This window comes from Tautonia rosea, from assembly GCF_012958305.1.
GTDB classification, from domain to species: Bacteria; Planctomycetota; Planctomycetia; order Isosphaerales; family Isosphaeraceae; genus Tautonia; species Tautonia rosea.
Window position 1 is genome coordinate 94,705 of the sequence record NZ_JABBYO010000015.1, and the last position, 23,779, is coordinate 118,483.

Sequence of the window (23,779 nt, forward strand, 5' to 3'; positions counted from 1 at the left end):
ATTTTTTCGATCGAGTTCTCCGGATCGGACCGCCTCAACTCCCCCCGCGTCGCCCCGCCCACGAGCGCTCCGGAGTCGGGGTTTCCCTCTGGTGATCATTCGGGCCAGTCTCCGTACCCACCGCTCTGCGCGAGGATCGTGCGATGTCCCGACCGTTCTCCCGACCGACCGCCATGCTCGGCGCGTCGGCCGCCGTCGTCTTGGCTCTCCTTCTGGGAGGAGCCGTCCTACCCACGCAGGACGAAGGCGGGTTTGAATCCCTCTTCAATGGCAAAGATCTCTCCGGATGGGAGGGTAACCCGGCTCTCTGGTCCGTGGAAGACGGCCTGTTGACGGGTCGAACCTCCGCCGACTCACCGCTTCAATATAATCAGTTCTTGATTCACCGCGGCGAGCCTGTCCGGAATTTCGAGCTGCAAGCTACCTTCCGCCTCATGGGCGACAATAATTCCGGCGTCCAGTACCGCAGCAAGCAGCTCCCCGACGCGGGAAGCTTTGTCGTCGGCGGCTACCAGGCCGACATCCATCCGAACCCCGCCTACAACGGAATGCTCTACGACGAGCGCGGACGCGGCATCGTGGCTCAGAGCGGCCAGCGCGTCGTCGTCACCGCGGACGGTGAAAAGAAAGTTGAGGGCCGGACCGAATCCGAACGCCCCGAACTCGACCTCAGTGACTGGAACGAGCTGACGATCATCGCCCGAGGCAACACACTCGTCCACAAGCTCAACGGCAAGACCGTCGCCGAGATCACCGACAATCAGGAATCTGAGCGTGAGCTGGAAGGAATCCTCGCCCTTCAGGTCCACGCCGGTCCTCCCATGACCGTCCAGTTCAAGGACATCAAGCTCCGACGCTTCGACGACGCCGACGCCCAGGCTGCTGCGGCTCCCGCCCGAAAGAAGGCCCGCCGCAAGGTTCAGGTTCCCCCTCCCGGTCAGAAGGCGACCGACGCCGATCTGCTCAAGGTCGCCGACGGCTTCAAGGTCGAGCTGCTCCACTCCGTCCCGGCCGAAACACAGGGCTCCTGGGTTTCGATGGCCGTCGATCCCGAAGGACGCCTCATCGTTTCCGACCAGTACGGCAAGCTGTTCCGCGTCACCGTCCCCCCGATCGGCGAGGGCGGCGAGGTCGTCGTCGAGCCGATTGACGTGAACATCGGCGAAGCTCAGGGTCTGCTCTGGGCTTTCGACAGTCTCTACGTGATGGTCAACCGAGGTGGCCAGTACGAGAGCGGCCTCTATCGGGTCCAGGACACCAACGGCGACGGCGATCTCGACACGGTCACGCAGCTTCGCCAGCTCCAGGGCGGCGGCGAGCACGGTCCCCACGCCATTATCCCCAGCCCCGAGGGAGATGCCCTGTTCGTCATCTGCGGCAACGCCACCCAGCTGACCAACTTCCAGGCCACCCGCGTTCCCCCCGTCTGGGGAGAAGATCACCTCTTGCCCCGGATGCCCGACGGAAACGGCTTCATGGCCAACGTCCTCGGCCCCGGAGGGGCGATCTACAAGGTCGATCCCGCCGGCGAGACCTGGGAACTCATCTCCGTCGGCTACCGAAACCCCTACGACATCGCCTTCAATCGCCAGGGAGAGTTGTTCACCTACGACGCCGACATGGAGTGGGATATCAACACCCCTTGGTATCGGCCGACTCGCGTCAACCATGCCGTCAGCGGTTCCGATTACGGCTGGCGCAACGGTACCGGCAAGTGGCCGTCCTATTACCTCGATAGCCTGCCCGCCGCCGTCGACATCGGCCCCGGCTCTCCCACAGGCATCGTCTTCGGTTATGGGGCGAAGTTCCCCGAGAAGTATCAGAACGCCCTCTACATCTGCGACTGGAGCTACGGGAAGCTCTACGCCGTGCATCTCGAACCCGATGGCTCCTCCTACACCGGCACCGCCGAGGAATTCATCACCGGCACCCCCTTGGCGCTGACCGACCTGGTCATCAATCCCAAGGACGGCGCGATGTACTTTGCCGTCGGGGGGCGTCGGACCACGTCCGGCCTCTACCGCGTGACCTACGACGGAGACGAATCGACTGCCCCCGCCGCCGTGGCCGACGACTCCGGCTCCGAACTCCGTGCCCTTCGAAAGCAGCTCGAAGCCTTCCTGGGCCGACAAGATCCGGCCGCCATCGACCTCGCCTGGGAGAACCTCGACCACGACGATCGCTTCGTTCGCTTCGCCGCCCGGGCGGCCCTCGAGTTCCAGGACCCGGGCGCCTGGTCCGATCGTGCCCTGGCCGAAGAAGACCCCCGAGCCGCGACGAACGCCCTGCTCGCCCTCGTCCGCGTCTCGGCTCCTGACCCCTTCCACCGCCGCCCGACCGATCCTCCGGTCGACATGCTCTTGAAGCAGCGGGTTCAGGACGCCCTCGACCGCGCGGCCCAGTCTTGGGATGAACTCAGCTATTCCGAGAAGCTCGACTTGCTTCGGGTCTACTCGGTCTTCTTCAATCGCATGGGACCGCCCGACGACCGGACCCGAGCCGAACTCATCGCCCGCTTCGATGCCGTCTACCCGGGTTCCGGCGTGGAGTTGAACACCGACCTCGGCCGGTTGCTCGTCTATCTCCAGTCGCCGACCGCCGCGCCCAAGACTGTCGCCTTGCTCGAAGCGGCCCCAACGCAGGAAGAACAGATCGACTACGCCATGATGCTCCGCAAGCTCCAGCCCGGCTGGACTCCCGAGCTTCGCGAGCGCTACTTCCGCTGGTTCCTCAAAGCCGCGAACTACCGAGGCGGTTCGAGCTTCGCCAACTTCGTCCGTAACATCAAGAACGAGGCCGTTGAAGCCCTCACCGAAGCCGAGCGCGTTGCGCTCCAGCCCATCATCGAGGCCCAGCCCGAAGCCGCCAAAATCGCGACCGTTCAGCGCCCGTTCGTCAAAGAATGGTCGCTTGAGGAACTGACCGGCTTGATCGAGGACGGTCTGGGAGGCGGACGCGACTACGACCGTGGTCGCCGTCTCTTTGCCGAGACCTCTTGCTTCTCCTGCCACCGATACGCCGGGGAAGGGGGGGCCGTCGGCCCCGACCTGACCGGCATTGCCGGGCGTTTCAGCCCTCGCGACCTCCTTGAGTCGATCCTCGTCCCGAGCAAGGAGGTCAGCGACCAGTACTCCGCCGTCATGATCGCCACCGACGACGGCCGGGTTGTCACCGGTCGGATCGTCAACCTTAACGCCGACAACCTCATGATCATGACCAACATGCTTGAACCCAACGCCCTCGAAGGCGTGGCCCGCTCTCGGATCGAGGAGATGCAGGCCTCCCCCGTTTCCATGATGCCCGAGGGCCTGCTCAATACCCTGGAGCAGGACGAGATCCTCGACCTCCTCGCCTACCTCCTCTCCCGAGGAGACCGCGAAGCCGAGATGTTCGACTGACCCGTTCGTGTTCGCGAGTGCGGTTCCTCCACGCCCAGACCGGGTTTCGACCTTCTGACCCGGTCTGAGGCCACCCCTTTCCTTGCCACACTTGGGTGAATGGATTGAGAAGCGGGCGATCACGACTCGCTTGAGAACGGACCTTAGCCTCCCTCTCCCCCGCACGCGGGGGAGAGGGTTGAGGTGAGGGGGCAGTCCTTCACGCTTTCGCCCACAACGTCATGGTCCCCCTCATTTACCACCCCCGCTTCAACATCACGGCCTTCGGTCTGGAGCGGCTCCATCCCTTCGATAGCCAGAAATACCGCCACATCCATGACGCCCTCGTCGCCCGGGGCCTCAGACGCCCCAGCGACTTCACCAGGCCGAGCCCCGTTACCCAGGCCGACCTCCTGAAGGTCCACACCCCGGAATATCTGCGGTCCTTACGCCGCTCCGAAGTCCTCGCCCGCATCCTGGAAGTGCCCGTCGTCCGGCGGATTCCCACCTGGTTGCTGGACCGGCGGGTCCTTCGTCCCATGCGATATGCCGTCGGCGGGACGCTCCTTGCTTGCCGACTGGCCCTGGAGCACGGGGTCGCCATCAACCTCGGCGGCGGCTATCACCATGCGGGTTCCGACCGGGGCGGTGGCTTCAGTGCCTATGCCGACGTGCCCCTGGGAGCCTTGATCCTTCATGAGGAGGGACGAATCGGTCGCGTGCTGGTCGTCGATCTCGACGTTCACCAGGGGGACGGCACTGCCTCCGTCTTCCGGAACTGGTCGTGGGCATCGATCCTCGACCTTTACGAGGACGACCTCTTCCCGTTCCCGAAGGAGCCAGTGGACGTGCCATTGCCGGTGCCGGCTGGGTTGTCGGGGATCGAGTATCTTGACATCGTCCGGGACCACCTGCCCGGTTCCTTCGACGCCCATCGACCCGATCTGATCATCTACAACGCTGGCTCCGACCCCTTCGAGGGGGACCCACTGGCCCGGCTTCGGCTCTCGGGGAACGACCTTGCCGAGCGGGACTTGCTGGTGGTCACTATGGCCCGGGAGCGGGGCATCCCCGTGGCGATGGTGCTCTCAGGCGGCTATTCCCCGCAGTCCTGGCGCATCCACACCGATGCCATTGAGGGCATCCTGACAAGGTTCGACCCGGCATGAGCGATCGGCCATCCAGCGGGACCAGGGCCTTGTCCCGCTGGTCACGATCCTCAAGCTGCCCCGAGATGGAGAACATCGGTTCAAGAACGATTATGTCGCGGCGCCTCAAGCAAGTCCACGGTTGCCCCAGTTCCAGGACCACCGTCCGATGCTTGCGTGCTTGTGGCCTTTGCGGATGCTGCCAACCCTGAACTGGATTGCTGAGAAATGAACAGTCCGGATGATCGGGCTAGTTGCGAGCAATTGCCCTGATTGGCCTCAACGGGCACCTCCGGCAAGAACGGCGCAGAGTCCGATGGCGGTCCGTTTTCGGTTGGCCTCTCAAATCCTTCTCCACATCCCTTCCTGAGAAATCAACTGACTTCCGCCATCTTCAAGTGACTGCCGACGCTCCGATTCTCGATGATATCGTTGGAGTCGGTTCGCCTTCTCGTCCCTCGACTTCGTTCCGGCGACCTACTGCCATGCCCTGCATCCACTCACCTTGGCCAATGCAACCTCAGAAAGTTCCTCTCGGTCATCGCGATCCCACCCTGATCATCTTGGTTCAACCTTGATCCACCATAGAATTCCCGAAACGAACAGATGATCCGTGTCATAACCCTCGAAGCCTCAGACAAATACGATCCACAGGGTCTGCGCACTCTTGGCGCACCCGACGGCGCACCCCAGGCGCACCGACTTGCGCACCCTGATCGCGCCGAACCGAGAAGACCGGGCGCACGAGGTCGCGCACTTCCGGCGCACCAGGACGGTTCCCCACCCGTGGTCGAGGCTCGCCGTGGTTGTCGTCCCGGAAACGTCATCCCGACTCAGAGGGCGGCCTCAGTCCCATCAAAGCCCGGTCGGACGCATGGCTCAGTGCGCCCGCACCATTCCCGAAACGAATCGAGGCCATCTGTCGTAACACAATACCTCATAAGGGAATATGCTCGAATGCTCGTCTGGCCACGCGGCGCACCGGGAGCGCACCCGACAGCGCACCGCAGCGCACCGGGAGGCCAATCCTCCGCCCGAGCCCTTCACCCGGCGCAAACGCTATGCTTCCGATCCTCCCTCAAATTGAGGGTGCCGAGTCGCCCCCGGATCGGGATAATACGATCTCTCAGAACCGCCCTTTTTGATTTCGACTTCCTCTCCGACTCGATTTGGCTGGAGCACACGGATGACGTTTCTTTCCGACCGTGACCCCGAGGTCTTTGACGCCATCGTTGCCGAGGAACGCCGCCAGCGCGACGAGCTGGAGCTGATCGCCTCGGAAAATTACACCAGCCGGGCCGTGATGGAAGCCGTTGGGTCGGTCCTCACCAACAAGTACGCCGAAGGGCTCCCGGGTCGCCGCTACTACGGCGGTTGCGAGCACGTCGACACGACCGAACGCCTTGCGATCGCACGCGCCAAGCAACTGTTCGGAGCCGATCACGCCAACGTCCAGCCGCACTCCGGGGCCTCGGCGAATCTGGCTGTCTACTTCGCTGCCCTCGAAATCGGCGACACCGTGCTGGCGATGGACCTGGCCCACGGCGGCCACCTGACCCACGGCATGCCCCTGAACTACTCCGGACGCTGGTACCAGACCATCGGCTACGGCGTCGATCGTGACACCGAACGGCTCGACTACGACGCCATCGCCCGCCTGGCCCACGAACACCGGCCGAAGCTCATCCTGGCCGGAGCCAGCGCCTACTCCCGGATCATCGATTTCGATCGCATTGCCGAGGTTGCCCGCGACGTCGGGGCCCTGTTCATGGTCGACATGGCCCACATCGCCGGCCTGGTCGCCTCGGGATTGCACCCCAACCCCGTCCCAGTGGCCGACTTCGTCACGTCGACGACGCACAAGACCCTGCGAGGCCCCCGAGGCGGGATCACCATGTGCCGCGCCGACTGGGCCAAGAAGATCGACATGGCGGTCTTCCCCGGCCTTCAGGGCGGCCCCCTCGAACACGTCATCGCCGGCAAGGCCGTTTGCTTCGGCGAGGCCCTGTCCGACGACTTCAAGGCTTATTCTGCCCAGGTCATCGCCAACGCCCGGGCCCTCGGCGAGGAACTTGCCCGCGGCGGCTTCCGGCTCATCTCGGGAGGGACCGACAACCACCTGATCCTCATCGACGTCTCCACCAAGGGTCTCACCGGCAAGATCGCCGAGGCCGCACTCGGCCGTGCCGGGATCACCGTGAACAAGAACCTCATTCCGTTCGATCCCCGCAAGCCGCTCGACCCGAGCGGCATCCGGATCGGCACCCCCGCCCTCACTACCCGAGGGATGAAGGAAGATGCCATTCAGCAGGTCGGATCCTGGATTGTCGCCGCGCTCGATGCCCCGGACGACGAATCCCTCATCCATCGAATCCGGGGAGAGATCGCCGAGTTTACCCGCGATTACCCGGTACCAAGCGACACCCCTGCCCCCGCCACCGTCTGATGTTCTCCCCGCCGGATGGCGAGACTCCTTCGCCATCCGGTGGCCTCGACTCCGTAATCTTTCGCGAGTCGCTGAAGTTTGTCCGTTCGGTCGCCGTTCAAGCCAGTCCGTTCTTTCTCAATCTGAAGATCCTGAGTTTTGTGTCGTCCTGACGCTCTATGAGGCGACCAGGGAGTTCGCTCATACCTGACCGCATCCGTTGCGACCAATCGATCTGGAAAGTTGACCATCATGCAAATCATGGCTAAGATTGCGAACATTCGAAGTTCATCGTGTCGGATCGAGGTCGAACCATGACGGTCGAAGCGCCCCCGAATCTGAAGGTGGATCTGGCGGAAGCGAGCCAACGATTGGAATCCGCTTCGGCCTGGGAGGTCCTCCGCTGGTCGGTTGAGACCTTCGGGTCGAAGCTGACCATGGCCACCGCGTTCGGTCCTGAAGGATGTGCGATCCTCCACATGTTGTCGCACGTCGATCCTGATCGACAGGTCCGCGTCTTCAACCTCGATACCGGCTACCAGTTTCCCGAAACGCTTCGCCTCCGCGACCGCATTGCCGAGCGCTACGGGATTGAGGTCGAACTGGTCCGGGCCGACTCAACCGTCGCCGAATTTGAGGCTGCCAATGGTGGTCCGGTCTACTCGCGAGAGCCGGATCGCTGCTGCTTCGAGCGGAAGATCGTACCGCTGCGCCGCGCGGTGGTCGGTTACGACGCCTGGATTTCCTCCATCCGCGCCGATCAGTCGGATCACCGAGCGAAAGCGAATGTGGTCGGCTGGGATAAGAAGTTCGACCTGGTGAAGGTCAATCCCTTGCTTCGCTGGTCGCGTCGGGATGTCTGGGCGTTTGTCGTGGCCAACTCGATCCCGTACAACCCCCTGCACGATCAGGGCTATCCTTCCATTGGCTGCTGGCCGTGCACACGTCCGGTCGCTGAAGGGGAAACCGACGAACGAGCCGGCCGCTGGGCGGGGCAGGCCAAAACCGAATGTGGATTGCACTCGCTCGACAGTAGCCAACTCTAACTCGGGACGCTCGGTTCGGTCTTGATTGTCACACCCCCAGAAATTCGCGTACGAGTCTCGACGCATCTTTCGTATCCGCTGACTGCCGATGAAACTCTCCGCGAAAGCCGAATATGCCTGTCTGGCAATGCTTGCCCTCGCCCGTCATCGGCCTGACGAACCCCCGATGCGCATCCGGGAAATCGCCGAAAGCCAGGGAATTCCCGAACGCTATCTCGTCCAGATCTTGCTCCATCTCAAAGGAGCTGGTCTGGTCTCCAGCGTCCGAGGCGCGTCAGGAGGCTACCGGTTAACGAAGTCTCCTGATCGGATCTCGATCGGTGAAGTCCTGCTCGCAATTGATGGGCCCGAAGAACCACACCGAGAGCCCCAGGCTCCCGAGGCCCGGGCGCTCGCCTCGGTCTGGGAGGAGATTCGACGCGCCGAGCAATCCGTGCTCGAACGAATCACCCTGGCCGATGTCGCCGAGCGGACGGCGCCCCGAGACTGGGTCATCTGATGCCAATCCTCGACACTCCTGCATCGCTTGGCATCGCATCTGGTGACCTCGCTTTGTTACGATTCTCAATTGTTCTTAATTGGTTCGACTCCCCTTGAGGAGTCTTTCAGAAGGAGACCCTGACGATTTCTGCCTCGACTTCCCACCCTGGTCCCAACACCCCCTATGGCGGATCGCTGGTTGACCTGATCGTCGATGAAGCCCGCGCCGCCGAAATGCGGGCAACCTCTCAAGATTATCCGAGCCTGACGCTCGACGAACGTGGTCTCTGCGACCTGGAATTGCTGGCCACAGGCGGCTTCTCGCCGCTTCAGGGCTTCATGGGCAAGGCCGACTACGAACGCGTGGTCGCCGAAATGCGCCTTGCTGACGGAACCCTCTGGCCCTTGCCTGTCACCCTGCCCGTCGATCCCTCACAGGGTGTGACCGAAGGCAAGCCGTTGGCCCTGCGAGACATCTACGGCAACCTGCTCGCCTTCCTGCATGTCGAGGAAATCTACGCGTACGACAAGGAGGCCGAGGCCAAAGGGGCTTATGGCACCACCGACGCCAAGCACCCTTCGGTCGCCTACCTGAACCGCCAGCCCGGCTACTACGCCGCCGGTAAGCTGGAAGTCATCCGCGTCCCGCCGCATTACGACTTTGTCGAACTCCGCAAGACACCCGCTGAGGTCCGAGCCCACTTTACCGAGAAGGGCTGGGAGAAGGTTGTTGCCTTCCAGACCCGCAACCCCTTGCACCGGGCCCACGAAGAACTGACCAAGCTTGCGGCCAAGCAGGTTGGCGGCGGCCTTCTCATTCACCCGGTTGTCGGCGTCACCAAGCCGGGCGACGTGGACCACTTCACCCGCGTTCGCTGCTACCGAGCCCTGGTGGACGACTACTACGACGAGAACGCGGTCGTCCTCAGCCTCTTGCCGCTTGCCATGCGGATGGCCGGCCCTCGTGAGGCCCTCTTCCACGCGATCATCCGCCGCAACTTCGGCTGTACTCACCTGATCGTCGGCCGAGACCACGCCGGCCCCGGCAATGACTCCTCGGGCAAGCCCTTCTACGGGCCGTACGACGCCCAGGAATTCATGCAGAAGTATGGCGATGAAATCGGCATGGGCATGGTCGATTTCAAGTTGATGGTCTACCTGCCCGACGAAGACCGCTACTGCGCCGTCGATGAGGTCCCCGAGGGGGTCAAGACCGCCAACATCTCCGGCACCCAGGTCCGCGACGACTACCTCGCCAAGGGCGTTCCCCTTCCCGACTGGTTCAGCCGCCCCGAGGTGGCTGAGATCCTCCGCGAAACGAACCCGCCGAAGTTCAACCAGGGGTTGACAATCTGGTTCACCGGCCTCTCCGGCTCGGGCAAGAGCACGATCGCCCACGCTCTGACCGAGCGCCTGGCCGAATACGGTCGCAACGCCTCGATGCTCGATGGCGACGAGATCCGGACCCACCTGTCGAAGGGGCTCGGCTTCAGCAAAGAAGATCGAGATACGAACATTCGTCGGGTCGGTTACGTTGCCGGCCTGGTTGCCCAGCACGGCGGGACGATCCTCTGTTCGGTGATCAGTCCGTATCGCGAGACGCGCGACGAAGCCCGCAAGATGTCGAAGGGGAATTTCGTCGAGGTCTTCTGTGACACTCCGCTCGACGTCTGCGAGCAGCGCGACGTGAAGGGCCTCTACGCCAAGGCCCGCAACGCCGTCGCCTCTGGCAAGCCGATGGGCTTCACCGGGGTGGACGACCCGTACGAGGCCCCCTTGAACCCCGAGGTCACGCTTGATACCAGCAAGCTCTCGGTCGAGCAGTGCGCCAACGAGATTATTGAAGCCCTGCTGAAGCTCGGCTACATCTTGCCTCACGGCCACCGTTGATTCGAGGATTGATCCGAGCCGGGTCATCGACAAAACGATCCGGCTCGGGTAAAGTTCTCCGCATGCTCCGAAGTGCCTGAGAATCCTCAGACCCTCCGGATCTTCGCAACGAGGAAGGGAAGCCGCTTCAGAGGACCACGGAGGGTCCGCCATGTCTCATCCGACATCGTCTCCTCCTTCAGCCTTTACGAAATCGGTTGGTCCGACCTCTTCCGAGGTTGGAACTCTGACTCGTCTCGATCGGCTCCAGGACGAGCCTTGCCGGCTCGACCTGTGGGCTGATTGGTGTGTCCGTCGCGTCTTGCCGTCAGGAACGGGGCTCCTCTGCCTCGCAATGTTTGCGAGCTGGGTGCCCCACTACCTGACCTGGCCCTGGTGGCCTGACCTCGATACCAACGCCGCCATGGCCCTGGCATGGTCCCAGGGGGTTCTGCCCTACCGCGACGTCGCCGCCTTCGCATTCCCTGGGCAAATTCTCCTGTTCCGCGGGCTGATCGCGGTCTTCGGCCCAGGAAAATCCTGGCCCATCTATGCTCTGGATGCTGCCATGGTTTGCGGACTGGGGCTTGTCCTGGTCCTCTGGTCCCGACGGCACTTTCACCGGAGCTGGCCGGGGCTCGTCAGTTTTACGGCATTGCTTGGATATCTCGCAAACCTGAACTTCTCCCTGGTCGCTCAGCGAGACTGGCAGGCAATGTGGTTCATTGCACTGGCTCTGCTCTCACCGACGACTTGGCCAGGACGATGGGGGCGAACGGCTTCAGCGTTTGCCACTGCGGCTGCCTTCGCGTTTCGGCCTCATGTCATCGTCTTTGTTCCTGCACTGCTCTGGGCTGTTGCGGAGTCGAGTCGAGGGGAAAGACTCTCCTCGGCGGTTCGATGGGTGCTGCTTGTGGGTTGCGGAGTGGTTCTGGCGTTTTTACCGCTCATCATTCAAGGAAACTTTGATGATTTTTTGCGAGGGATTCGGCTTGCCTCCTATGGGAGCCGCTACAATCGAGCGACGCCGACGGGGATGATTGGAGGAGTGATCCGACAGGTCACTGAGCTACGATGGCTCGCTGTTCCTCTGGTTGTTGGCTTACTGTCAAGGTCGAGCAGCCCCACGATCCAACGCGAGTCGCGAATCTGGCTGCTGGCCGCGATCGGAGTGCTGGCGTACAAGCCGCTGCATCCCTTTCCGCATGATTATCTTGACCACCCTCGATGGGTTGTCTGGTCGGTCATGCTTGGACTGCTCGCGGCGAATGTCCTGTGCCAGAGGCGGTTGTCCGGACAACTCCGACTGGCTCTCAGCGTGATTGTGGTTGCGGCCGCCGTACCTGCGAAGCCAGCGTTTTGTGACCCGCGAGCTGCCCTGGCGGCGATCGTCGATCGCGAGGACGATCAGGTCTCAGCTCCTCCTGGGTATGTTCACCACATGACTGCGTACCAGGAGAAGCTTTACCCCTGGGTCGATTACCGAAATGCGATCGACCATCTCCGGAACGAGTTTGGAGCCTCGACCAAAGTTGCGAACCTGCTGAGCTATCAGCTTTCGGCCGTAGGGGTTGCCGGGCGTTTGCCAGTGTTTCGGAATGAATCGGGACTGCTCTGGAAAAGTCAGGTTGGCTGGGATGATTGCGTGTTTCTCGATCAGCTTGAAACTACCGTTGATTCGGTCGTGATCTGGTCGCCGAACGTGGAAGGACCTGAGCCGGACCTGATCTCACCGGCAATGATCGAGGCGGTCCACAGGTGGTATGAGCCGGATCGGAGCTTTGGAAAGATCGAGGTTTGGAAACGAAAAGGAGATATCGGGACGAATCGGAGTAAGTGAGTCTTATCGGTCACTCAAGAATCGTTGATACCAGAGGAGAAGGCGTTCCAGGTCGTTTAGCTCCTCAAGTTCGGATCTTCGATCCACCATCAGAGCTGGCTTTGATGTAATAATGTCTTCAACCCCTCGATTGACGAAGGTCACAAATTGGTTCGGATCGCTGACCGACCAAACATGGACTGTTCGGTTGCGTCGCCGGGCTCGGGCGATGAAATCGTCTGTCGCGAGGACATCACGAACACTGAGAAAATCGAGATCGAGGCGGGTGGGATCGCCGACGGCTTCGAACACGATGAAGCCGACACGCATATCAGGATTCTGGCGACGAACCTCGACGAGCGCCGGGTAGGAAAGGGTCGAGATGTAACAACGCTGCTGCGCTTGCTTCACATTGATCGTGTCGAGGACGGCTCGGACCAAGGGTTCGGGATCTGATTGGGTCCGTGTCAGCTTGAGCTCAATATTGAGTTTGAGGCGGTTGCCCGCTTCATCAATGACTTCGTCGAGGGTCGGAATGCGTTCTCCTTGGAACTCAGGACCGAACCAGGACCCAACGTCGAAGGTGCGTGCCTCGTCGAAGGTCAAATCAGAAAGTCGCCTCGGATCGCCGGCCAAACGCATGAGATCTTCATCATGAAAAACTACGACTTTTCCGTCCGCGGTCAGTTGCACGTCGATTTCGGCCGCATCAGCGCCAGAGGCGATGGCCGATCGGATCGCGGCCAGCGTATTTTCTGGAGCGTCATGTGCTCCTCCCCGGTGTGCAGTGATTGTCACGGTCGGGGTTACGCCAACGGTTGCGAGCAATCCCAATGATGCCAGGGCGGAAATCACGGCAAGGAGTAGGACGCCCAACAGGATCTTTCGAACGAGTTGTCGACGCTTCGAAGGTTTCAGAAGTGTTTTGTCATCCGAAATCCCAGGCGGCCCTCGATATGGCTGGACGAGACCAGATTCGTGGGCAATCCGAAAGATCACGAGGCCCACCAGGATCGACCCGGTAATTTCAACCGCCTCGAACAAGAGGAAATGGGTGCCCAGTAACCCGGCCAAGGCAGGGATTGTGAAATCCAGGCGTCCTGGAACAAGGTTTAATACACGAGAACTAATCCCTTCGAATAGGGCGGCGACGACGACACCGAGAAGAGCAATCGCAAGCGTCGAGACGATCAAGAGGTTTAAGTTTCGGACCATTTGTCCAGAGGTTTGTTGCTTGCTTGTTCGTAACGCATCTTCAGCTGAGCGACCTTCTACGAGGACGAGGGGTAGGGAAACCAGCCACTGAAGGATCATTCGCACGATGATGACCGATCCCACGGCGATCGTGAGGCCTGCCACGATGACGCCTAACCAGAACTGGGGAGGACGAACCTGGGTCAAGAAATAGAGGTCAGCACCTGACCAGAGGAACCAGTAAGCCAATCCGACAACCAGAAGGATCGGAAGCACCACTGTTGCATATCGGATGATCTGCAACACGCCAAGATGAAGCATTCGGGGGAAATTCAGGATTACCCGCATGAAGGTGCCGAATGGCGAGAGATGTCGCCCTCTGAGTTTGGCATCAGCGATCAGGATTACCCCGGCATGCTGAAAAAACAGGTTAAAGACCGTGAGAATGCCGACAGTAAGAACGAACGCAAGCCCCACTGGCGAGAAGGCAAAGGCGATCAGTTCAACATTTCCGACGGCGTAGCGCCCGGTCATTCCAATGAGGGAACGCAAGAGCCAGGCACTTGCGGGAGCAATCAGTACAAAGGCCGCGAGCCGGTAAAGAATCTCGTAGCCAACAAGCGGAGCGAACGAGCGACCAAAGTCTCCCAGAACCTGGTAGAGAAGTTTTCGTGAGGAGATCTTTGGTGTCATTCGCATTTCCCACGATCCTACACAGATTGATGATCGAGGAGCGGGAGTTCTTGGTTGTGAGCAAACTGATCAAGCTGAAAATCGTGACTGATCAAAGAGATACCTGAGCAACGATCACGAGCCGATAAGGTTTCGGATCGCTTCTCGGGTGATCGGTCGAATGACTCCTCGTTCCGTGATGAAGGCGGTGATCAGTGCAGCCGGAGTGACGTCGAATGCCGGGTTGTAAACCTGGATTCCTTCGGGAGCGGTGGCGTGACCAAATCCATGAGTGATCTCACGCGGGTCGCGTTGTTCGATCGGGATGGAGGAACCATCGGACAAGGTGAGGTCGAAAGTACTCGACGGCGCCGCAACGTAGAACGGGATATCGTGGGCACGAGCGGCCAGAGCGACCGAGTACGTGCCGATTTTGTTCGCGGTATCGCCGTTCGCGGCGATGCGGTCGGCACCGACGACGACGGCTTGAACACGACCTTCCTTCATGACCTGAGCGGCCATGTTATCGCAGATCAAGGTGACGGGAATACCGCGCCGCTGCAGCTCCCAGGCGGTCAGGCGAGCGCCCTGAAGCAGAGGTCGAGTTTCGTCTGCGAAGACATGAACAGACTTGCCTTGTTCGACTGCGGAAAAGATGACGGCCAGTGCAGTCCCATAATCGGACGTGGCGAGGCCACCGGCGTTGCAGTGGGTGAGTACACCCTGGCCCGGACTGAGGAGCTCGGCCCCGAAGCGGCCAATGGATCGGCACATCGCTCGATCCTCATCCTGAATCGCTCGGGCTTCGGTGAGTATCCGTTCCAGTAGAGTATTGGGATCGGACGTGCGCGATGCCTCGGTCTCTGCGATACGGTCCATGCGGTCGAGCGCCCAGAAGAGATTGACCGCAGTAGGGCGACTGGTGCGCAAGGAAGTGGTGGCCTGCTTCAACGCTGATCGGATCGAGTCCACCGAGTCGATCCCCTGACTTCGAGCGCCCAACAAGGCACCGAAGGCCGCGGCAATACCGATGGCCGGAGCGCCGCGAACCCGAAGCATTTTAATCGCTTCCCAGACCTGGTCGACGTTCTTGCAATCAATGTGGACGAACGTTCCGGGCAGGAGGGTCTGGTCAATGAGACGGACAAAGCCGTCGTGGGCCGAACCGACCCAGCCAACGGTTTCGACCGTTGGTCTGAGATCGGCTTCGGTGGAATCGACGCTCATTCGTCGTCATCCTCGTCGTCTTCCTCGATCTCCTCGGGGTCGATCCAGGAGTAGAACTCGGAGTAGAGTTTCCAGATGGTTCGCATCGCCTTTTCGGACTCGTCACCCTTCAGTGGGCCGTGATCGCTACCATAGCCGGCGACCCGGGCCGCGATCTCAAGGAGTTCCAGGTTCTGCTGACGCATCGAGAGGAAGATCTGCGTTCGGGCATCGGCCCCGAGTTCTTGCAAGAGTTCGGTAGCGTCGATCTCTTCGTGTTCAGCGTCGTGTTCGTGGCCGTTGTCCATGGTGGGGGCTCCGGAAGGAATGTCGGGGAGAGGAACGCGGATGGAATTGGGTCAGGCAGTGTTCGTCCAGGGAACGAACGGGAGATCGAACGTTTCCGCCACGGCTTGGTTGGTCACTTGGCCTGCGACAATGTTGATTCCCAGGGCGATTCCAGGGGACTGTTCCGCAACGGTTCGCCAGCCCTGGTTTGCGAGTTTCAAGGCATAAGGGAGTGTAACGTTGCAGAGGGCATACGTGCTTGTCCGGCCGACGGCGCCGGGCATGTTGGTGACGCAATAATGGACTACGTCATCGACCACGTAGGTCGGGTGGCGGTGCGTGGTGGGTCGACTGGTTTCGAAACAGCCACCCTGATCGATTGCCACATCGACGACGACCGCGCCGGGTTTCATGCGACCGAGGTCGGCCCTTGTCACGAGTCGAGGGGCTCGGGCACCCGCTATGAGGATGGCACCGATCACCAGATCGGCCCGTTCAATGGATTCTCGGATGGTGTGGCGGTCGGAATAAAGGGTGGTGACGTTCGGGGGCATGATATCGTCGAGGTAGCGGAGCCGATCGAGGTTAATGTCGAGGATGCGGACATTGGCCCCGAGGCCGGCAGCGACCTTCGCGGCGTTTGAACCGACAATCCCCCCCCCGAGGACGGCGACTTCCGCCGGAGCGACTCCGGGCACCCCGGCGAGGAGGATTCCCCGACCCTCCTGGGGGCGTTCGAGGAACTTGGCCCCTTGCTGAATGCTCATCCGGCCGGCGACCTCGCTCATTGGGGTGAGCAAGGGGAGATGCCCCCGGGCGTCGGCGATGGTTTCGTAAGCGATGGCTGTGATCTTGCTGTCGATCACGGCGCGGGTCAGGGCTTCGTCGGCGGCGAAGTGAAAGTAGGTGAAGACGACCTGGCCGGATCGCATTTTCGGCCATTCGGCGGGTTGCGGTTCCTTGACCTTCATCACAAGGTCTGCTCGCGACCAAATCTCCGAAGCGTTCGGGACGATGGTCGCGCCGACGTCTTCGTAGGCGGCGTCGAGCAAGCCACTACCCAGACCCGCCCCGGACTCGATCAGGACCGAGTGACCGGCCGCAGTGAGTTCCTCTGCACCGACGGGAAGCAGGCCGACGCGGTATTCATCGTCCTTGATCTCTCGGGGCACCCCGATGATCATGTTGCGGCTCCGATGGGGATGCGGGCGAAGCGTTGATCCCCTATTCGACCAGAGCGCAGGGGAGGATCGCAAGCCGGGCGATCAGGATGTCGCCCGGCCGAATCATTCAAGGGAAACACGACGAATGCTCAGGCCTGGGCTTTGGCCGCCTTGGGATTGCGGCGGTGGGCCTGATCCGCCCGCCAGTCGTCGAGGAGGGACTTGAGTTCTTCGAAGGTGACTCCGCCGTGATCGTCACCGGACTCCCAGCGCTTCATGAGTTCGCGGTGCCGATCGCGCAGAGGGCCCCGGGGAAGGAACCGGCCCTTGAACTTCTTGAGGACCTTCAGGCGAGGATCGGGAGCAGGGCGGTCGTCGGTGTCTGGCGCGGCCATGGGTCGAGTCCGTATCGGAGGGAGAACGATCCCAGCCGCGCCGGAGCGCGGCCGTTGAAGACTTAAATCATACCGATGGACGATCGTCCGCTTCAAGGCGAAGCCTGAGCACGCGAGCGGAAGAATTGCCGCGTGATGGACGATCGGGGTGGTGGAATCAAACCCTTGGGGATCGGGATGGGTTGCCGGGCCCTCTGAGTTTCCAGAGTTTTGGGCCAGAGAGTGCAGGGCGGGACTCGGCGGCGGCGGAGGAGGTACGAAGATGGGGAGCGCCCGGCACTTCGGTTCCCGCATCGAGCCGGTAGGATCGCAGGCCGTGAAGGACCTGTTCCGCGACGCGGAGAGCCTCGAGAGCTTCGGTTCCCGGAACTCGCGGAGCATGTCCGAATCGGACGGCGTGAACGAAGTCGGTCAGCTCCGCCGTAAGTTGATCGACGGGCGCAGGCGGGGCAATCTGCTCGACCTGCAGAACGTTACCGAACAGGTGGTCGCGGATGGCGTCGGGACGGGAGAGATCGACGCCGTCGAGGTTCATCTCACCGCGGCGGAGGGATTCGGACGGTCGGACGAGGGTTGCCTGTCGTGAGGCAAAATCGATCGATGCGTAGCCTTCCGCACCCCAGAGCCGCATCCGACGGGAAGCCTGGAAGCTGGCTCGGCTGGCAGCGATGTCGGCGATGCAGCCGTCTTCGAATTCAAGGCGGGCCTGGGCCAGGTCTTCATGTCCACCGAACACGGGAGTCCCCAGAGCCGAGACTGCCAAAACCGGAGATTTAACGAGTGAGAGAATGAGGTCGATGTCATGGATCATCAGGTCGAGCACAGCGCCGACGTCGGTGGATCGAAAGGTATAAATTCCCAGGCGCTCTGCGTCGAGGTATCGAGGCCGAGGGCAGCGGTCGACCGCGGATTCCCAGATGGGGTTGAAGCGTTCAATGTGGCCGACGGCCAGGACCGCGCCAGATTTCCTGGCCAGTTCCACCAGATCGCGGCCTTCGGCGGCGCTTGATGCCAGCGGTTTCTCGACCAGGGCATGGATGCCTCGGGAGAGGAACGCGCCGGCGACCTCATGGTGTAGGCTCGTCGGCACGGCGACTGAGATGGCGTCGACCCGGTCGAGAAGTTCTCGATAGTCGTCGAAGGCCGAGGCACCGAGCGGCCCAGCGACTGCGAGGGCCTGCTCGGTCCGCACATCGGCCACACCGACGAGATGGACCCCGTCAATTCCGGAGAGGATTCGGGCATGATGTCTGCCGAGATGCCCCACTCCCACGACTCCGACCCGCAACCGATCCTTGGTCGTCACCTTCCGCTCCTTCTTCAAGCCATCCGGGCGGTTCGCCGTGTGGCGTTGCGATCAATCAACCTGTGGAATGTTCACTGCGGCTGAGTGCCGCTCCTGCGGTGTCCGGGAGTCGTCGGAGCGCCTCTCGGGCCCGGCCGTGGCGTCCGGAACGTTGGGCGTGGAGTGATTCCAGAAGGCGGATCACCTGGGGAGTCATCTGGCCGAGATCGACCAAACGGTTGGCCGCGGCGTTCAGATCGAGCCCGGCTCGATAGATCAGGCGGTGCGCTTCGCGAAGCGATCGGATCGCAGGTCGGGAAAACCCCTGACGTTTCAGGCCGATGAGGTTGATGGATCGGACCTTCGAGGGCGCTCCATCGACGAGCAAATAGCGGGGTACGTCGCGGAAAATCCGAGCTGGCCCCCCTGCAAAGGCGTGTTCGCCGACGGTCGCGGCTGGATGAACATCGACACCAGCGGTGAGCTGAGCAAAGGATTCGATTCCAGCCCTGAGGCCTACTCGGACTCCGGCCCCGAGCACGACATCGTTTTCGATCCAAGCGTCGCCAGCGATGGCCACGTGAGGGCCGAGGAGATTTCGAGAGCCGATTCGGGTGCCAGCCTCGATCCCTGATCCGCCCTCGATCGAAGCCCCTTCGCGAATCGTGTTCTCACTACCGATCTCGACCCGACTGATCGATCCGGCCGCGAAGGGATCAGTTCCGATCACCGTGAAGGGGCCGATCCGATTGTGTTCACCCATGCGAACGATGCCGAGCAGGCAAACGTGGGAAATCAGCCGGGTTCCCGAGCCGAGTCTGACATCGGGACCGACCACGCAGTAGGGACCGATCTCGACGTCGTCGGCCAGTTCGGCACCTGGGTCGACCGTTGCGGTGTCGGCGATTCGAATCGCCATGAGCATTCCCTCCCTGGAACGCATTCTCGGTCGAGGAGCGAGAGCCGGATCGAGCATGTGATCCTTGCCCGCCGACCACCCCGCTCAGTTTGCTCCTCAAGGATCAGGCCGCGACCTGATCAGATGGCAGCACGGCAAATCGCAATCGGGCCTCGGCGGCAATATGATCGCCGATCCGGGCAACGCCGTGAGCCTCGGCCATCTTAGATCGAGCGCGGAAACGGTCAATTTCCAGGACGAGTTGATCGCCGGGAACGACCTGTCGACGAATCTTCACATCGTCGATCGAGACAATCATGGCCATGTGTCGATCGGGGTCGAAGCGGTGGCTGATGAGGATGCCGGCGGCCTGAGCCATAGCTTCGAGAATCATCACACCGGGCATGACCGGTCGATCGGGCCAGTGACCCGGAAAGAACGGTTCATTGAAGGTGACATTCTTCAATGCTTTGAGCGTTCGGCCCGGATCGATCGACAGAACGCGGTCGAGCAGCAGAAACGGATAACGGTGGGGCATCAATCGCATGATTGCCCCGATGTCCATTGCAGGTGAAGCGGTGGCCAGCGTGCAGCAGTCGTGATCCGGCTCCGGTTCCGAGGATACTGAGTCGGCCGCAAGCAATGCTCGGGCGAGCTCGACATTCAACGAATGACCGGAACGATGAGCGACAACATGACCGACCAGATCCTTGCCGATGAGGGCAAGATCACCGATCACATCGAGCAATTTATGCCGTGCACACTCATCGGTGAACCGAAGGGAATTACCGATCGGACCATCATCTGCAAAGATCAGGAGGTCGGCCTCACTGGTTCGGGAACCAACGCCTGCGGCGCGAAGTGCCTCAGCCTCGGCGGAAAGGAGGAAGGTCCGGGCCGGAGCGATTTGGCGAAGGAAGAGTTCGGGAGTCGGCTCAGCGAAAAAGGCCTGAGCGGGGATCGGTGAACCGCTGCCGTAGTCGAGCTGGTAGGAAAGGACGAGCCGATCGGGCTCTCCTGGATAGGCGGTCACCGAAGCCTTGCCGTCTCGGACCGTGATGGGACGGTCGATCACGAGTACCTCTCGGGGACGATCTTGCTCGATCGCCCCGGCTGAGGCAAGACTACGGGCAAAGGCAAGCGAAGAGCCGTCCATGCCTGGCGTTTCGGGGGCGTCGAGCTCGACCGTGCAATTATCGATTTGGAGCCCGGCAAGGGCAGCCATGATGTGCTCGACCATTTCGACGACCGCCTCGCCCCGCCGGAGGGCGGTTCGGCGCTCTCGCGGTTCGACGTAGGTTGCAAGGGCCGGCACGAAAGGCCGGTCAGGAAGATCAACCCGAACGAAGCGGATGCCGGAATCGGCGTCGGCTGGTCGGAACCGGACGGTGACGTCTGATCCCAGAAGGTAGCCAATGCCCCGGACCTCGGCGTCTCGGGCAATCGTCCGCTGCGGTCGCGATCCTCGGGTGGTCATGCCGGCCTGATCTTTCCTTGATCGAGTGAGCCCGTCAGTTCGATCGGCACCACCGGGCACAGGAAGGGAGGGCGACCGGTGCGGGTCGGTCCGAGGTTTCCTGGTAAGACATCAATCAGCAAGGAGCAGAGGGGGCGAGAATCAACTCGTGAACCTGTGACTCTCGACCCCGAACGATTTGACTCAGTTTCCACCTGCTGCTGGGGACGCAGTTGGAGTTCCAGCAGCAGGTGCGGCCGCGCCCTGCTGTGCCTGTGCCTTGCGCTGCTTGTGATAGGCGTTGAGTGTGGTCACGACCTGGTCGGTGATGTCGGCCGTGGGGTCGTTCCAGACGACGTTTCGAGCGACGGCAGCCATCACATCGTTCGGATTCTCACCATTAATTTTGTCATTGGAGCCGATCTGAACCACGAACGTCACACCGCGCTTCTTGGCAATGAAATCGACGACGTAACGAATGTCGTTGTAAATTTCGGCGACCGCGTTCGACTCCCGGATCGTGAAGTCGGCGGCGATCTTCTGCTTCTGGGCCTCGAACTTGGCCTGGGTGTCGGCGAGGAGGTCGCTGAATTTCTGGTAGTCGGGAGTGCCCACGCCGAAAGAGTCACGCTTTTCGGCATAGCCTTTCGCTTCGGCGAGGAGCAATTCAAGCTCCTTCTGCTTCTGCATGGCCTCGGCCTTGAACTTCTCGCTCGACTCCTTGTAACGGTCATATTCGTTAATGACCCGTTCCATGTCGATTCCGGCGATCACGGCGGGAGCCATGGCGACGGCCGCGGATCGGGCGGGTTGGCCGGCGTCGGGGGTAGCTGTGCGCTGGACCTGGGGGTCGGGCTGCTGGCCGAGGATCGGATGGACGGTCAGGCCAAGCATCCCCAGCAGACCGAAACCAGCGAGAGCAACCGCACGGGTCTGAATCGGCATCGGATCGGCTCCTTCCTCAAATGTCCGGGGGGTCGATGGACCGATACCAAAGTATCTCAGTATCGCGTGACGACCAAACCCGCTCCTGCTCAGTGAGCCCCCGCGCATCCGAGCACGGGACGGCCGTCCTCGGCTCGACAGAAGCACTGCGAGCCGGTTGGGCGAGACTCGAACAAGGCGTGATTTTGCATCGAGTCGCAAATGGGGTCAAGACGAACCGCCGGCTCCAAATCGCCGGCGGGTTGCACACCAGGATCTGGATAAGGAATCAATCCACGGTGAGTTGGAATCGGTGGAATCTGATCTTACGCGGGATGCGACCCGCATTCGAAAACAGCTGCGTCAACAGTTCGCCGAACTGATCTGCTCGAACGCTGTAGAAGTTGTGTTTTCCCTCTCGGCGCGACTCGATCAATCCCGAGACGCGAAGCAGAGCAAGATGATGGCTCACCGCCGGTTGGCTTTGTCCAAGGCGGTTGCAGAGATCGGTCACGTGCAGTTCACCGCTCCGAGCAAGGTAGAGCAAAATTCGGAGGCGGGTCTCGTCGCTCATTAGCTTGAAGACCTGAGCCAGTTCCCGGACCGACTGGTCGGAAACCGGTGGAAGGATTTCGACCGCGGCAACTCCGTTCGTGCCGTCGATCGCCTTGGTGCTTTTTCGAGCCATGGTTGGAAAGTCCGATTCTTCGGTAATGCGATGTTAACCCATTGGTCCGTTCAGGAACTGATCGACCCGGAGCGCCGGAGACGGTCGCCTTCAGCCGGAGAATGGGTTCTCCCCGACCGATGCATCAGGACGAACAGGTAGCGAGCAAGTCTTGTACCGATCAGCTAGAGAAAGAGGATTTCCAAAGGAGGGCTAGCTGACGGTACTCCTGGAGTGAGGGGCTGAGCGATAGTCGCACATCCCGACACCAGAGTGTCTGCACACATCCTACACGGCTCATGCGATCCAGACAAGTGTTTTCACGTCATTCGATCCATCGAATTGATGTGAAGATGACCTCGATGGGATGGTGTTGCTTGAATGCTTTAATCAAGGATCAAGCAATCCGGAGTTGTGAAGGGCGGCGCGGAGGGCTTCGATACCGGAGGGGTCGGGGGGGCAGAGAGGGAGTCTCATGGAGCCATCGATCCGGCCCAGGAGGCCCATCGCGGTCTTGACTGGAATGGGGTTGGCGGCGATCGAGAGGAGATCGCGGCAAAGGGGGAAGAGTTCAAGGTGGATTCTGCGGGCTTCGGCAAGATCGCCACGTTGAAAGGCGTCGATCATGGCGATGATGGGACGGGGAACGAGGTTTGCCGCAACGGACACGACCCCGTCAGCACCGACTGCGAGCATGGGGAGGGTCAAGGAATCGTCACCCGAGAGGATAGTCAGATCGGTGCGCATTCGAATTTCACTGACCTGATCAATGGACCCGCTCGCCTCCTTAATTGCTACTATGCGAGCCACCCGGGCCAATCGCTCGACCGTAGCTGGTTCGATATTACGGGCGGTGCGGCCAGGAACGTTGTAAAGAACCAGAGGGAAATCGGTCGCTTCGGCGATTCGGGCGTAATGGGCGTATAAGCCTTCCTGACTGGGTCGATTGTAGTAAGGGGCGACAAGCAAGGCCCCGTCGGCACCCGCCTGCTCGGCAAACCTGGTCAACCGAACGGCCTCGCTCGTGGCGTTGGAACCCGTGCCGGCCATGACTCGGGCACGGCCTTGGGAACGCTCGATGACGGCGGCGATGACCCGTTCGTGCTCGTCGTGCGAGAGGGTCGGGGATTCCCCGGTCGTGCCGACGGGGCTGATCGTCGGCGTGCCCTGTTCGATGTGCCAGTCGACCAGGCGATTCAGTGCGTCGAGGTCGATTTCACCATCTCGAAAGGGAGTTACGAGAGCAACGGTGCAACCCTTGAAACATTCACCCTTGGTCGGCATCGTCACGCCTCGAACTCACGCAAACGAAAGGAAAAGGAAACAGAGTACGGCCTGGAATCTCCATCTCATCATAACGAAACCAGTTGCGTCGCGGGAAGATCCGACTCCCGACATCCACGACAGCTTACCGTTTCATTTCAGAGTGGACATGCGTTTTATTGGGGTGAATGAGGATTCACCCTG

General features: G+C 61.3%; 18 protein-coding genes. 7 read left to right on the forward strand and 11 right to left on the reverse strand.

The window, feature by feature from the left end:
- Window positions 1-143 precede the first annotated feature (143 nt).
- The 7 genes from HG800_RS21990 to HG800_RS22020 all read left to right on the forward strand — a co-directional run bounded on the left by HG800_RS21990 (window position 144) and on the right by HG800_RS22020 (window position 12,185).
- Entirely contained in the window at window positions 144-3,398 is a 3,255-nt protein-coding gene (locus HG800_RS21990; RefSeq protein ID WP_206352392.1) for a family 16 glycoside hydrolase, read from the forward strand.
- Window positions 3,399-3,619: 221 nt separating this feature from the next.
- Window positions 3,620-4,546 (forward strand): histone deacetylase family protein, encoded by a 927-nt coding sequence (locus HG800_RS21995; RefSeq protein WP_169979555.1) that lies wholly within the window; start codon window positions 3,620-3,622, stop codon window positions 4,544-4,546.
- Between the two features lie 1,165 nt (window positions 4,547-5,711).
- The gene (locus HG800_RS22000) at window positions 5,712-6,971 is read left to right on the forward strand and encodes a serine hydroxymethyltransferase (protein WP_169979557.1); all 1,260 of its coding nucleotides are present in this window, start codon (window positions 5,712-5,714) and stop codon (window positions 6,969-6,971) included.
- Between the two features lie 293 nt (window positions 6,972-7,264).
- Complete coding sequence (locus tag HG800_RS22005) at window positions 7,265-7,996, forward strand: phosphoadenylyl-sulfate reductase (protein ID WP_169979560.1); 732 nt, start codon at window positions 7,265-7,267, stop codon at window positions 7,994-7,996.
- 88 nt (window positions 7,997-8,084) lie between these two features.
- Window positions 8,085-8,495 carry an RrF2 family transcriptional regulator gene (locus HG800_RS22010; protein WP_169979562.1) on the forward strand — a complete coding sequence of 137 codons (411 nt, stop codon included), beginning with the start codon at window positions 8,085-8,087 and terminating at the stop codon, window positions 8,493-8,495.
- A 119-nt stretch (window positions 8,496-8,614) separates the two neighbouring features.
- Entirely contained in the window at window positions 8,615-10,366 is a 1,752-nt protein-coding gene (locus HG800_RS22015; RefSeq protein ID WP_206352397.1) for a bifunctional sulfate adenylyltransferase/adenylylsulfate kinase, read from the forward strand.
- A gap of 151 nt (window positions 10,367-10,517) precedes the next feature.
- Complete coding sequence (locus tag HG800_RS22020; protein WP_169979564.1) at window positions 10,518-12,185, forward strand: hypothetical protein; 1,668 nt, start codon at window positions 10,518-10,520, stop codon at window positions 12,183-12,185.
- 3 nt (window positions 12,186-12,188) lie between these two features.
- Here the strand turns inward: HG800_RS22020 and HG800_RS22025 are convergent, their stop codons facing one another.
- The 11 genes from HG800_RS22025 to dapA all read right to left on the reverse strand — a co-directional run bounded on the left by HG800_RS22025 (window position 12,189) and on the right by dapA (window position 23,596).
- A complete protein-coding gene (locus HG800_RS22025) occupies window positions 12,189-14,057 on the reverse strand; it encodes a glycerophosphodiester phosphodiesterase family protein (RefSeq protein ID WP_169979566.1) in 1,869 nt (622 codons plus the stop codon).
- A 108-nt stretch (window positions 14,058-14,165) separates the two neighbouring features.
- The gene (mtnA, locus tag HG800_RS22030; protein WP_169979568.1) at window positions 14,166-15,257 is read right to left on the reverse strand and encodes an S-methyl-5-thioribose-1-phosphate isomerase; all 1,092 of its coding nucleotides are present in this window, start codon (window positions 15,255-15,257) and stop codon (window positions 14,166-14,168) included.
- Window positions 15,254-15,544, reverse strand: a complete 291-nt coding sequence (locus HG800_RS22035) for a hypothetical protein (RefSeq protein ID WP_169979570.1) — start codon at window positions 15,542-15,544, stop codon at window positions 15,254-15,256. The genes mtnA and HG800_RS22035 overlap by 4 nt, the downstream gene beginning before the upstream one ends.
- Before the next feature lie 51 nt (window positions 15,545-15,595).
- Entirely contained in the window at window positions 15,596-16,708 is a 1,113-nt protein-coding gene (gene ald, locus HG800_RS22040) for an alanine dehydrogenase (RefSeq protein ID WP_169979572.1), read from the reverse strand.
- A gap of 128 nt (window positions 16,709-16,836) precedes the next feature.
- Complete coding sequence (locus HG800_RS22045; RefSeq protein ID WP_169979574.1) at window positions 16,837-17,082, reverse strand: hypothetical protein; 246 nt, start codon at window positions 17,080-17,082, stop codon at window positions 16,837-16,839.
- Between the two features lie 157 nt (window positions 17,083-17,239).
- On the reverse strand, window positions 17,240-18,388 hold the full coding sequence (locus HG800_RS22050; protein ID WP_169979576.1) for a Gfo/Idh/MocA family protein: 1,149 nt from the start codon (window positions 18,386-18,388) through the stop codon (window positions 17,240-17,242).
- Window positions 18,389-18,443: 55 nt separating this feature from the next.
- On the reverse strand, window positions 18,444-19,286 hold the full coding sequence (locus HG800_RS22055) for an acyl-ACP--UDP-N-acetylglucosamine O-acyltransferase (protein ID WP_169979578.1): 843 nt from the start codon (window positions 19,284-19,286) through the stop codon (window positions 18,444-18,446).
- Window positions 19,287-19,389: 103 nt separating this feature from the next.
- A complete protein-coding gene (gene lpxC / locus HG800_RS22060) occupies window positions 19,390-20,742 on the reverse strand; it encodes a UDP-3-O-acyl-N-acetylglucosamine deacetylase (RefSeq protein ID WP_169979580.1) in 1,353 nt (450 codons plus the stop codon).
- A 183-nt stretch (window positions 20,743-20,925) separates the two neighbouring features.
- Complete coding sequence (locus HG800_RS22065) at window positions 20,926-21,666, reverse strand: OmpH family outer membrane protein (protein ID WP_169979582.1); 741 nt, start codon at window positions 21,664-21,666, stop codon at window positions 20,926-20,928.
- Window positions 21,667-21,934: 268 nt separating this feature from the next.
- Window positions 21,935-22,333, reverse strand: a complete 399-nt coding sequence (locus HG800_RS22070; RefSeq protein ID WP_169979584.1) for an ArsR/SmtB family transcription factor — start codon at window positions 22,331-22,333, stop codon at window positions 21,935-21,937.
- A gap of 369 nt (window positions 22,334-22,702) precedes the next feature.
- Window positions 22,703-23,596 carry a 4-hydroxy-tetrahydrodipicolinate synthase gene (gene dapA / locus HG800_RS22075; RefSeq protein WP_169979587.1) on the reverse strand — a complete coding sequence of 298 codons (894 nt, stop codon included), beginning with the start codon at window positions 23,594-23,596 and terminating at the stop codon, window positions 22,703-22,705.
- Window positions 23,597-23,779: the final 183 nt, after the last annotated feature.

Coding starts and splice junctions, on each gene's coding strand:
- HG800_RS21990 (WP_206352392.1), top strand. CDS start 144: ATGTCCCGACCGTTCTCCCGACCGACCGCCATGCTCGGCGCGTCGGCC.
- HG800_RS21995 (WP_169979555.1), top strand. CDS start 3,620: ATGGTCCCCCTCATTTACCACCCCCGCTTCAACATCACGGCCTTCGGT.
- HG800_RS22000 (WP_169979557.1), top strand. CDS start 5,712: ATGACGTTTCTTTCCGACCGTGACCCCGAGGTCTTTGACGCCATCGTT.
- HG800_RS22005 (WP_169979560.1), top strand. CDS start 7,265: ATGACGGTCGAAGCGCCCCCGAATCTGAAGGTGGATCTGGCGGAAGCG.
- HG800_RS22010 (WP_169979562.1), top strand. CDS start 8,085: ATGAAACTCTCCGCGAAAGCCGAATATGCCTGTCTGGCAATGCTTGCC.
- HG800_RS22020 (WP_169979564.1), top strand. CDS start 10,518: ATGTCTCATCCGACATCGTCTCCTCCTTCAGCCTTTACGAAATCGGTT.
- HG800_RS22025 (WP_169979566.1), bottom strand. CDS start 14,057: ATGCGAATGACACCAAAGATCTCCTCACGAAAACTTCTCTACCAGGTT.
- mtnA (WP_169979568.1), bottom strand. CDS start 15,257: ATGAGCGTCGATTCCACCGAAGCCGATCTCAGACCAACGGTCGAAACC.
- HG800_RS22035 (WP_169979570.1), bottom strand. CDS start 15,544: ATGGACAACGGCCACGAACACGACGCTGAACACGAAGAGATCGACGCT.
- ald (WP_169979572.1), bottom strand. CDS start 16,708: ATGATCATCGGGGTGCCCCGAGAGATCAAGGACGATGAATACCGCGTC.
- HG800_RS22045 (WP_169979574.1), bottom strand. CDS start 17,082: ATGGCCGCGCCAGACACCGACGACCGCCCTGCTCCCGATCCTCGCCTG.
- HG800_RS22055 (WP_169979578.1), bottom strand. CDS start 19,286: ATGGCGATTCGAATCGCCGACACCGCAACGGTCGACCCAGGTGCCGAA.
- lpxC (WP_169979580.1), bottom strand. CDS start 20,742: ATGACCACCCGAGGATCGCGACCGCAGCGGACGATTGCCCGAGACGCC.
- HG800_RS22065 (WP_169979582.1), bottom strand. CDS start 21,666: ATGCCGATTCAGACCCGTGCGGTTGCTCTCGCTGGTTTCGGTCTGCTG.
- HG800_RS22070 (WP_169979584.1), bottom strand. CDS start 22,333: ATGGCTCGAAAAAGCACCAAGGCGATCGACGGCACGAACGGAGTTGCC.
- dapA (WP_169979587.1), bottom strand. CDS start 23,596: ATGCCGACCAAGGGTGAATGTTTCAAGGGTTGCACCGTTGCTCTCGTA.